Origin of the sequence: Bacillus sp. FSL M8-0071, assembly GCF_037975455.1 — a bacterium.
Lineage (GTDB): Bacteria > Bacillota > Bacilli > Bacillales > Bacillaceae > Bacillus > Bacillus subtilis.
Genome location: NZ_CP150256.1, coordinates 1,810,789 through 1,823,633, shown reverse-complemented (window position 1 = coordinate 1,823,633; position 12,845 = coordinate 1,810,789). Strand labels below are relative to the sequence as shown.

Genomic DNA, 12,845 nt, shown 5'->3' with positions numbered 1-12,845 from the left:
CACCTCAGAAATGGTTAATTCTCCTGATCTGAAGGCATCGAGAATTTCTTTATGATTCATACGATTTACTCCCTTCTATGATGTTTTGCACACTCTTAAAATCCAATTTCCCTAGCGCCACCTCTTGCATCAATCCGATGATTTGCTCGTCTGTATACGTGCCCTTTATGTGATGTGCTGCTGCGCTATGATTTTGTTTTTCCGCTTTTAAGGCCAAATGGTCAGATAGAGCTTGGACTGTCTGACATTCAAGGATTTCCCGGCCGGCCATCTTCAGCTGCGTGGTTTTTTCGATATGCCGCATCAATTTTCGGCCAAGAATTGAATCCATCCCATAATCCAGGAAGTTTCTTTTGAAATTGATTCGATCCTCAGATATGCCCAATTCTCGTGCTAAAAATTGAACAATGATCTTTTGAATATGGGTTTTGCCATTCGGCTCGTCAATCTCTGTTTTCATATCTTGTGAATGCTGTTTAACGGCCTCTGATTGCTGAGTGCCTGACGAAATCCAATACCGTTCCCTTGCAAATGGATAACCAGGTAAAGAAACCATCCGAACGTGATCGCCATCATGAAGGAGTTCCCAAGGAATCTGATATCCTTTCACCCAGCATTCCGCGATGTTTTCCAAATTTCTTTCTTTTGCGAGAGCTTGCAGAACTGCTTCATCTTGTTCTTCTAAAATCCCTTCTGTATATCCTGTATAAAGGGATCTCTGTTGGCCTGATACCCCACCATTCTTCATTGCTTCCACATATTCCTTCAATTTTCGCACCAATTGCTTCTGATTGTTTGCAACGATCGCGAGCCTTGCTTCCATGGCTTTTCTCCCAACCTGAAGCGTATATGCCACATCAGGTAAAGAAAGGTTATGATTCTGCTCCAGATACGCAATCATGCGGCAGGCAGCATCCTGAAGCCGATCGTCATTTTGGGCTGAAAGCACAATGATCTGCGGTGACCCTTGATGCCGCTGTGTGGACGGCTGATTATCCGGAATGTATTCTTCAATGACTGCATGTGCATTGGTGCCGCTGATTCCAGTCGTGCTGATCGTTCCCATCCTCGGCTTCTGATTTTTCCTGATCCACGAATGGTTTTCTTTGCAAAGCACAAATGGGCTTTCTTTAAACGGAATATACGGGTTTTCCGATTCACAGTGATGAGTGGCCGGAATGATCTGGTTTTTCATAGCCATCAGCATACTGATTAAAGCAACCGTTCCTGACGCTGCAAATGTATGTCCGATTAAAGGTTTAATTGAGCTGATCATACAGAATTGCTTCTGCTTCGTATATTTGCTGAACAAGCTCGTTAACGCTTGGACCTCAAGCGGATCACCAAGATTCGAGCCGGTACTGTGCGCCATCACATATTGAATATCGAGCGGATTGATTTCATTTTTTTCATAAATGTTTTCGATCAATTCTGCCTGGCTAAAAGGATTTGGCGCAGTAATGCCGTTGGTTTTGCCATCGTAATTCACGCCGCTAGCCTTGATGCAGCCATAAATATGATCTTTATCTTCAATTGCCTTTGATAATGGTTTCAAGAGAACAGCAGCCACCGCTTCACCTGGCACAAGACCATTGGCATCCTGGTCAAACACTTTGCATTGTCCGTTCGGAGACAGCATTTCGGCCCTTGTCAGCGCCTCAAAAGACATGTGAGAAATATTCAAGCTGACGCCGCCGGCTAAAGCCATTTCACAATCCCCCTGACGCAGAGCTGAACATGCCTGGTGAATCGCTACCAGTCCAGATGAACATGCTGCTGTCAAAGCCATATTAGGCCCTTTTAAATCCAATGCGTATGCGATTCTCGCAGACAATGTGGCGTTTTGTGTTCCGTTAATGTAATCCGTATCTCCGGTTAGATGCGCATATTCCCCTTCTTCCACACCTACATAAACACCGCAGGATTTTCCTTTTATCCGATCTCCCATATAGCCGGCGTCTTCAAACGTGTGCCATGCTTCCTCTAGAAAAATGCGCTGGCGCGGGTCCATGCTTTCGGCTTCTTTAGGCGATATTTGAAAAAACAGCGGATCAAACCGGTCTATGTCCTTCAAAAATGCCCCCCACCTTGGCACTGCTTTTTCTGGATCTCTGTTAGCTCTCCCCCAGTCCCGGCGTTCGCCCGGGATGTCAGAGATACACGATTTACCTTTTTTCAGATTATCCCACAGCTCATGGACCGAATCAGCTTGAGGGAACCTGCCGCTCATGCCGATAATGGCAATAGGCTCATCGTGAACCTGCCGAATGCTTTTTTTACTGGCTTCTGGTTCTAAAGCTACAGGAATTGCTGCATAAGCTTCAGGGGGCTTTTGCGCCTCTGATGCATCATCCCGGTAAAATGCTTCAATCAGCTCTTTATGATCGGTTAAGAAAAAGCCGATCAATTCTTGTAAAGTCGAATAGCCGAAAAATAAAGCCGGTGTCACTTCGATGTTGAAATGCTTTGATAACACATTCGAAAATTTAGCCAAATAGATTGAATCAAATCCGAAGTCGGCCCAATTTTTGTTCAAATTCAGCTTGTCCTTTGAAATCTTAAGCAATGTGTGAATATGCTCTTTCAAGTCGTGTTCTAAACGCTTTTCAATGCTTAACGTTTTTACCTCATCCTTGTTTTCTTGTGCTAGAGGGGCTTGAGTGGCCGGTTCTGGAATAGCTGGTTCAGTCATTCCTAAAAATCTGCTGACACGGCTGGGCTGACCGGCTATCACGAGATGCTGAGCATCCTGCTGAGCTAGGATGTGCTCAAACATACGGATGCCTTCCTCGGCTTCTAGGAAGCGTTGGCCGCTTGATTTCAGGTACATATCCGTTGTTTCCTCATCACCGATCTTCATTCCGCCATCCTTCCATACAGGCCAGTTGATGACAAACGTTTTACCGTTATGCAGCTCATTTCTGTATTGTGCGTAAGCCATCTGAAACCTATTGCCAATCGCATAATCACAACATCCAAAATCCCCTAAAACCGCAGAAGAAGAAGAAAAATAACACATAAAATCAAGGTCTTCATTTTTAAGCCATTCATCAAGCGCTATCGTGCCGTTGATTTTCGGTTCAATGATGCGCTGGAAGCTTTCGATCTTTTTGTCAAAAATAGCAGAGTCGCTTTCGATTCCGGCTGCATGAATGACACCGTTGATGGCACCGAATCGGTCTTTCCCTCTTTTTACGCAGTCTCCCATTGCGATAGGATCAGACACATCTGCTTCTGCATACATCGCTTCGCCGCCTAGATCCTTTAATTCTTTTATTTGCTTTTGCTTTTCATCATTAAAAGGCGACCGCCCTGTCAAAATCAGGTTTGCGGCATAGTTTTTGGCCAAATGCTTGGCAAATAAATAACCAAGCCCTCCTACACCGCCTGTAATCAGGTAAGTACCGCCAGACTTCAATTTGCTGTCGTCCGGTTGTATCGTTGTCTGTTCAATGTGATTTACATATCGTTTCGCATTCTGATACAAAACCGTTTGTTCAGCTGAAGCCTGTAATTCTGCCCATATTTTACGTGTCCAATCATCCATCGATCCTTGTTCCGCCGGCTGAAAGATTCCAGTCACTTTTGTGTGCGGAAGGACAAGCCCGAGTGAACGTTCGAAGCCAATCCATGATTCCAGATAGCTTCTGTCAAGACCATCTTCAAAACATCCTGCCAGCAGCAGCCGTGAAGGATGAAGCTTTGCTGCGGACATACCTTGTAATAGGTAAACAATACAGGAATGGTCCTTTATACAGCACTTGTCTTCCATAGGCCACATATAGAGGATTGCATCTGGCTCTCCAAGTTCTTCTTTAATGCTCTGGAAGGCCTTTTCAAAAGTAACGGGTTCTTGCCGCACAATCTGGTAGCTATATTCAGACTGTTTGCTGTACACTTCGCCCTGTGATATAAAAATGACCTTGGTGTCTTGATCAACGTTTTTCAGGGCTGAAGCAAATGCGTTTTGCTTTTCTCTTTCAGTCAGAAAACAGATGAGCGTTTTGATACGTTTCGATGTGAGAGTCGCCGGCTCTTCTTTCCACACTTCTTGAAAAGTCATAACCTTGAAAGGTTCTTCTGTTTGCTGATCATGATCCTGTTCTATAGACGCCGGAGCCTTTGCCGCGCCTGGTGCCCAGTAACGTTCTTTTGCAAATGGATATGCCGGAAGACTGATCCGGACAGGCGTTTGGGTGCCGTACAGCATGCCCCAGTCGAAAGACAAGCCTTTCACCCAAAGATCCAGCAGTTTCGTGTATTTCCCTTTGCTCATCCATGCTTCTATGATTTTTTCCGTATCCTCATCCGCTGATAAGACTGCTAACGCTTTTTTGTTATCATCGATACGATCCAGATACAGGCTGTCTGCTTTGTTTTCGATAAAATCGTTCAGCTTTCTCTCAAGATCCTCTAGTGATTCCGCTATAAAGGCCAGCCGTTCCTCCATTGCTTCACGGCCTGTTTGCAAGGTATAGGCAATCCTGATCAGGTCTGTTTCGCGGTACCTTTTTTGTTTGATGGCTGTAAGCAGCTGTTCCGCTTTTTCTTGCAAGCGTTCCATGTTTTTGGCCGACAGCACAATCAGCGCTGGAGGATGGTCTTTCGGCGTTTGCGCCCCCGTTCTTGGAATATATTCTTCCAGGATGATATGGGCATTGGACCCTCCGGCGCCAAAACTGCTCAAGCCAGCGCGCCTAGGCACCTCTTGCCCGCCAATCACCGGGCGTTTCCATTCACCAAGTTGCTGCTGAACGACAAATGGCGTATGGCTGAACTCGATGTTCGGATTCAACCGCTGAGCATGCAATGATGGTGCAATTTGGCCATATTTAAACTGAAAAAGTATTTTTGTCAGCCCTGCAATTCCGGCTGCACTTTCACAATGACCGATATTTGATTTGCTGGAGCCGATCGCACAAAACTGTTTCTCCTGCGTATCTTTCTCGAATGCTTTTGTTAACCCCGCTATCTCAATCGGATCTCCTAATGCAGTGCCTGTTCCATGCGCCTCTAAATAACTGATGGTTCGGGCAGGAATGTCGGCGCGCTCCATTGCTTCTTTAATTACCTGTGCCTGTGCATGAGGATTTGGAACCGTGTATCCATTTGTTTTTCCTCCGCTATTAATGGCACTTGCCTTTATCACACCGTAAATATGGTCACCGTCCGCTATTGCTTGCTGCAGCGGCTTTAACACAATGGCGCCTACGCCTTCACCGTCGACAAATCCATCTGCATCATCGCCGAATGATTTACATGTATCACTAGCAGAGAGCATATTCATGACAGATAAATTCTGATAGTGAACCGGGTCGACAACTAAATTGACACCGCCGGCAATGGCACAATCACTCGATCCGCTATAGATGCTTTCCAGCGCTAAATGAATCGCTGTCAGGGAGGATGAGCAGGCTGTATCGACTGCAAGACTCGGGCCTTGGAAATTCAGTAAATAGGATATTCTGTTGGCGATAGACCAATAGCCGTAGCCGGTCGGATAATTTTTGTTCATGACTCCGGCAAAGACGCCGATTTTTCTGCTTGAACAGAGCGAGTCAGGCGTGTATCCCGCATCTTCAATACTTGCATAAGCGGTTTGCAGAAATAATCGCTCCTGAGGGTCCATTCTTTCTGCCTCAAGCGGAGAAATCTGAAAGAATAATGGGTCAAACTTGTCCATATCCTTGATAAATCCGCCCCATTTCGTATAAATTGATCCTTCTTTTCCTTTTTCTTTATCGTAATAAGCTTTCCAATCCCAGCGATCTTTCGGAATTTCCTCAATACAATTTCTTCCTTCTTTTAGGTTGTTCCAAAAGTCTTCTGCTGTTTCCGCCTGAGGATAGCGTCCAGAAATGCCGATAATGGCAACGTCACGACTTGCAAGAGTGTTTGTCGGTGTTTCTTTCTCCCCGCTGAAGCCAAGCTTGCGATAGCGCCGTGTTCTTTTAGCGGCCTGATCAGGTTTCTGTGAGGATTGGGTTCTGCTTTCGGCCGGTGTCTGTTGTTGAACTTGACGGTCAAGACCTGTTAATTTCATCAGCGCTTCTGTTTTTGTTTTGATGAAATGATCAACTAATGCGTCAATGGTCTGGTACTCGAAAAATAAAGTGCTGCTTACATGGTCAAATTCTTTACGTAATGTATTTGTCAGCTGGACAACGACGATAGAATCAATCCCGTACTTTTCAAGCGGTTCAGCTGACTCAATTTTGCTTGCAGGAATTTTCAACGTTTCCCCGATTAGTTTTTTCATATATTCTGTGCTTTTTTCTCTTAGGAGAGCATGTTTTGATTGTCCAGCTTCCTCTGAATCTATGGTATGAATGTAGGATGGCTCCTGATTAGACGCTTGTGAAACAACCTTCTCCGGCAAGATCACATTTTTCATCATACGGCGAACCAGCCCGTTGCTTGAGGCTGCGACGATTTGGTGACTCAGATCATGTGCCGCCTCAGCCGGGAAAAAGACAGATTCAAAGCCTTCGCTTTCAAGTGCCGCTTTCCAGCTGTCAGGATGTAAGCCTGGACAGCCGGGAATCCGCACTGCAGGATCTTCATACAGCCACCAGCCTTCCAAAAGACCAAAGGTGATGTGAGGGAACAGGCTGTTTCCCGCCATTTCATTCAGCAGCAGCATCCCGTTGTTTTTCATTACCGCTTTTGTATGCCGCAGTGTTTGACGGATATTTTTTGTTGCGTGAAGGACATTAGCGGCAATGACGACATCATAGCCTCCCGCTTCAAATTCCTGCTGATCAATCGGTTTTTCCACATCAAAAAGCTGATATGTCAGGTACGGATTTTCCGCCCCATATTCCTTTTCTGCATGCAGCAAAAATGCTTTAGACAGATCTGTATAGCAATATTCATTGATGTGCTTTTGATATGGTTTCAGTTTTTCAAAGATTCCGGCACTCGTGCCGCCTGTGCCTGCGCCTATTTCCATAATGCGAATCGATGCCTCAGGGTCGTGCTTCAGACGTTCATCCAGATAAGCTAATAATGTATCGGCAAGCACTTTATTAAAATAATCTGCCACTTGGTTATGCTTATAAATGCCTTCCACCAGTTCCATCGAGGAATGCGGGAACATGATATCTGTTGCAGGGACTTTCCCTGTCAAAATATCCGGTAATGCTTTCAGCATGGCCTCTGCTAAGACAACCATCGCTTTTGTCTCGCTGTCTTTAAGCCACTTTTCTTTTTTCGCATTCCATTCTTGCCAAAGCAGCTCGATATCCTCTGCTTGGTCCTTCCTCACCAATGAATCTCCAACTTTCTTAAGATAGCCATGCTGCAAGAGAAATTCGCTGCTTTGCCGAATCCATTTTCCATAAAATTCACGAGTCTTATATTGTTGAAGACGTTCAACCGATAATGTATAACCATCAAACAGCCCGGCTGTTTGAAGCTGTCCTAACAACAGCCTGTAAAGAAGATCATCAAGCTCTTCATGTGTCACTCTTTGAAATCGTGCCGTAGTCGGCAGACGCTCCATCAGGCTCTCTGCATCTGCTGAAGGTTGCTCTGGATAAAGAGCGATGAATTCATTCTGATTCACGCCTTCGACTGCTACAGGCTTTGTCGTATGAATGAAAGCTGTTTGGCTGACTGGCCCAGAAAGCAGGGCTTCCAGCGCCTTCATAGCTTCCGCAGGCTCAATTAAACCTAAGCCGATTTGATTCATGAGCTGTACATAATGTTCATCCTCAGCCGCTTCACTATTCCCCCAATATCCCCAGTTCATGACTTTTACAGGGCATGCCCAGCTCTGAGAAAGCCGGTGAGCAAAAGCATCTGCAAATGTACAGCCAGAGGCATAATGGCTTTGCTTCACATTTTTTATATGGGCTACAAGCGAAGAGAAGAATAAAACAAAATCTACATTCTCCTGGCGGAACACTTGGGCCAACCGAATACTGACATCGATCTTCGCCGCCAGTCCAGCGGTGAATTCTTCCGGCTTCATTTTTTCCAGGCTTTGCTCAAATAAAACCATCGCAGAGTGAACAATCCCGTGAATATGAGGATGGCGCATTTTCACTTGATCATAAGCCTGCTGCAATGAATGCTTATCGGCTGCATCGGCTGCAATGTAGAAAGGCTCAGGGCCAAGCGCCGAAAGTCGGTCTATTTTTGACTGGATGGCAGCATTAAGTTGACTTCGCCCAATCCAAACGATTTGCGCCTGGTAGCGGCGGATCATGTACTCACTCCATGCCTCTCCGATATACCCGGCTCCTCCGATGACCACATAGACTCCGCCTTTCCGATATAGCGTGTCGCCAGACAGTGAGTGCCGATATGGGATCAATTGCTGCTGATGCCATTGCTGATTACGATAGGCCCAAGCATGGCCAAGGCGGTCAGCTGGGAGCGCAAACATGTGATTTACCGGCCATGTGCAGCCTTTTTCAAGATCGAGAAGACGGATTTTCCAGTGTGGATATTCCTTTGCCATTGTGCCGGCAAGCCCATGAATGCTTGCATGAGCGGGTTGTACTGCCTCATGTTGCGTAACCGGCTGCGCTTGGACGGTCACAAGAGACCATTCAAGTTGTTTCTCGCCATAGCCTAATTGCAGGCATGCTTTCACAAGCTTAAATAAGTGAAGAACAGCTTCTTCTTGTCCATCACTACCTATACTTCCCCGGTGTGACGGGGCAATCCACAAAACATGGTCAATGCTTCCGTACGCTTGCAGTTTGTCCGCTATTGCCTCAATGTCATCTGCAGGGCGGATATCGACAAAGGAAATTTGCGGATAATGATGCTTTATGAAAGTCCGATCAGCTTCAGCAGCTCCGCATAAAACAGCTCTTTTACCAGCAAACGAAGCATTATCCTCCGCTTCTAGAGAGACTGGTTCCCAGACGGGGATCATCATCGTATGCCCGGTCAGCTGAGAATCAGTTACTAGTTGAGACCTTGAATGCCGCTCTCCATCAAGTGCCCGCATCGAGGCACCCTTCATTCGCACACAAACGTGTCCGTTCTCATCACATAAATCAATATCATACTTTCTGACTTTGTCCTCCGCTTTACTGTCTGAACTGTATCGAATATAAGACCATATCTTCTCTGGACATGGGCTGAAAATATCAACCTCCTGCAACGCAAATGGAAGAGACAGCGTCTGAGCTTGTCCAGCGGCATTGACTGAGCTAACGATAAAACCGACTGTGGCATGGAACGCGGAATCCATCAAACTCGGGTGGAGCGCAAAATGCTGCTTGTCGTTTTTTAGAAAAGCGGGTAACGAGATTTTTGCAAGCAATTGATCTTTGCCGACATAGACTTTTTCAATCCCTTGATAGCCCTCTCCATAGTCAAGCCCAATCTTTCGAAACGCTGCATAGCATTGTTCTGACGTCACTGTGTCCAAACTGCATTCTGTCTGTATTGATGAAAGGTTTAAAATGGAAGTGTCCGCTTCATCTGAAATGACAGCGCGGCCTTGGCAGTGTATCGTCAGGGCTTCTTCTTTATGTTCAGAGCTGCTATAAATGTCAAAGGAGATTTCCCCGTTATCCTCAGGAAAAAGGCCAATATGTATTTCTTTTGGTTCACTTTCAATCGTGATAGGACGCACCCACACAATGTCTTTAAGCGACACCACTCTTTGTTCGCCGTCCAGATCGCCTGCAGCTTTTTCCGCTGCTTCCCTTGCCATTTCTAAATAGGCAACGCCCGGCAAAATCTTCTGTCCCTGTACAACATGATCAGAAAGGAAAAATTCCGTGCCTGTAAATACAGAGCTAAAGCGCTGCTCAGTAAAGTCTGATGTATTGCGGTGCACCAGCGGATGTAAGATATGATTCACAGTGCTGGTTTTCATTTCAGGAACCGGGATCCAGTAGCGCTCCCTTGCAAACGGATAGGTCGGAACACTGATCTTAAGCGGCTTGCGATCGCCGTATAGGTCGTCCCAGGTGACCCGCTTTCCTTGAACCCATGCTTTCGCCATTTCCATCATTTCACTGTCTGTTATCAAATTGTTATTCAGCGCATTTACCGATGCTAGCCCAGCCGCCTCCTGATTCTCCTTGGCTCGTCCGGTCCAGCAGCCCTCGATCTCTTCTTCGCCATTGGCAAACGCCCGAAGTTTAGCCGTTAAATCTTTTATGTCTTTTACAATGAAGGCCGCACGCTCCTCCATTTCAACCCGTCCTGCCTGCATGGTATAAGCTAACGCCAAAAGATTGACGTCCTCGCTAAGAAAATCAAGAAGTTTAAGAGCGTAAGCCTGCAGACGATCTTTGTTTCTCGCAGACAAAGGTATAACTATTTCTTCATTTTTCGTTAAAATCGTCTCTGAATGGCTCTCTGCCGGAATATATTCTTCCAAAATAAGATGCGCATTTGAACCTGAAGCGCCAAACGAACTTAAACCGGCACGGCGGGGATATGTGACGTCCACCCCGTTTTCTGTAAAAGATGGCTGCTCCCATTCCTTTGTTTCATGCTGGACAAAAAATGGGGTTTGATCAAGCTTCAAATAAGGATTCAGCTCTTCTGAATGTAATGAGGGCACCAAGGTTTTATGATGCAACTGCAGGACAGTCTTCGTTAAGCCGCTAATGCCGGCTGCAGCTTCAGCATGGCCAATATTCGATTTAACAGAACCGATTGAACAGAATTGCTTGTCCTGCGTATTGCGGCTGAAAGCTTTTACTAACCCCTGTATTTCAATCGGATCTCCCAATGAGGTGCCAGTGCCATGGGCTTCAACATAGCTGATGGTGCGCGGATCAATTCCTGTTTTTTCTAGACACGCTTCGATAACATCAGCTTGAGCTACCGGGCTCGGTACTGTAATTCCGCTTACTTTCCCTACATGATTGATCGTACTGCCTTTGATGACAGCATAGATTCGGTCACCGTCCTGTTCAGCTTTTCGCAGCGGTTTTAGCAATACTGTGCCGACACCTTCTCCAGATACGTAGCCATCCCCGCCTTTGCCGAAAGTATGGCAATAGCCGTCACTTGAGTGCATCCCTACACTGCCATAGCTGATATATTTAGCCGGATGCAGTGACAAATTGACGCCTCCGGCAAGCGCGGCCTCGCATTCTCCATTCCGGATGCTCTCTATTGCCAGATGAACCGCAGTTAATGAGGAAGAGCAGACCGTGTCCACCGCCATGCTTGGGCCGTGGAAATTACAATAGTAAGAGACCCTGTTGGCGATTTGCGCATAATTCAGCGATAAAGGAAATGGATTGTGTTCTGATAGAGCTTCAGCCCCTATAAGGGAATAGTCCTTATGCATAACGCCGGCAAACACACCGACATGCTGTCTTTTATTTTCTCCCTGCGGTGAAGCAATCGTCTCTGGTGTATAACCCGCATCTTCAATAGCTTCCCAGCACGTCTCTAAAAATAACCGTTCCTGAGGGTCCATCATTTCCGCTTCACGCGGAGAGATTCTGAAAAATTGAGGATCAAAACAATCAGCATCCTCGATAAACCCGCCCCATTTTGACAATGGCTTGCCCGAAGGTGAATCCAGTCCATTGTTTTCTTTCCATTCCCAGCGTGAGTTTGGAATCTCTGTGATGCAGTCGGTACCCACTTTAAGCTGTTCCCAAAATTCCTGTATGTTTTTCGCCTTAGGATAGCGTCCCGCCATTCCGATAATGGCTATGTCCTCCCCGATCTCAGGTGAAGAGGTAACACCATCAATTGGTGAAGGAGATTGGCGGACAGCATCGTCCGCCTCTCCAATTGAATAGTTATCAGCAAGATGAGCAGCTAGTTCTGCAATTGTTGTAAATTCAAACAGCAGTGTCGGAGCAAGATCCGCTCCAACCTTATCTCCAATTTCCTGAACCACGGTAAGCAATGACGGAGAATCCAGACCAAGCTCATAGTACCCAGCGTGGATATCCATTTGGTCTGCCGGCCTTTCAAGCTGCTTAGCAAGCAGCTGACGCAAATACATTTCAAATGCGGGATAGTCCCGACTGATGTTCTGAGAGACAGCATCTCTTTCTTCTTGAATTTCTCTTGAAGAATGAAAGGCTGATCCATTCCGTACAGACTTGCCTGCAAATTGTTTCAGCTCGGCCACTTTTTGTCCTGCTGAATTAAAATATTCAATCGTCATATAAGTGAGTTCTTTCTTTTGGTGCACAGATGAGGAGAGGATCCGTGCTGTACATCCTTTTTGCAATCGTTCTGAAGCAGAAAACGATTCATAATACAATGGCAGGTACATCGTTTGATCTGAGATCAGGCAGCTTGAACCTATGCCGCTGCCGTCAATAAGCGTCGGATGAAACAGAAAAGCTTCAGAATGGCGCAGGGCTTCCTGTCCAACTGCTAAATCAATTAAAGCACCCTCTTTGGTTTCATAAATCCGCCCTTTTGCCTTCATCATGCCGGTATGGACTAACTCCTGAGAACGGCATTGTTCATAGATTTCATCTAAATTCAGAATCCTGTCAGCTGTACTTTTCCACTGATTAAGGTCTATTGATTCGGCAAAAGCGGTTTGCTCATTACGATGCATGTCAGCAGTCACATATTGTCTCTTGTCAGATAGTGATTCTCCATGCTGTTTTTGTCCGTCGATGATGATGGACCATGTCCCTTCCTTTCTTTCAGACACGTGAATGGTCAGGGCAATGTCATATGACTCATCTGCGATCAAAGGGTAAAAAATGGTCAGGTTTTTTAATTCAAGCTCTTGGTATGCATAACCATGTTCCTGGAATACTTGGTAGATTAAATCTATATAAGCAAGGCCGGGTAATAACGCTCGTCCATATACCTTGTGGTTGGACATGATTGGATTATTTAATGAAATGTGCAGTTGTTCAGTTATCATTTTCCCA

1 protein-coding gene is annotated in these 12,845 nt (G+C 45.9%); it reads right to left on the bottom strand.

Features of this window, described 5'->3' with window-relative positions; all coding sequences use genetic code 11:
• Positions 1-49: 49 nt before the first annotated feature.
• Positions 50-12,838, bottom strand: coding sequence for a polyketide synthase PksM (pksM, locus tag MKX71_RS09215; RefSeq protein ID WP_339231978.1), 12,789 nt, complete (start codon positions 12,836-12,838; stop codon positions 50-52).
• Positions 12,839-12,845 lie beyond the last annotated feature (7 nt).

Coding starts and splice junctions, on each gene's coding strand:
- pksM (WP_339231978.1), bottom strand. CDS start 12,838: ATGATAACTGAACAACTGCACATTTCATTAAATAATCCAATCATGTCC.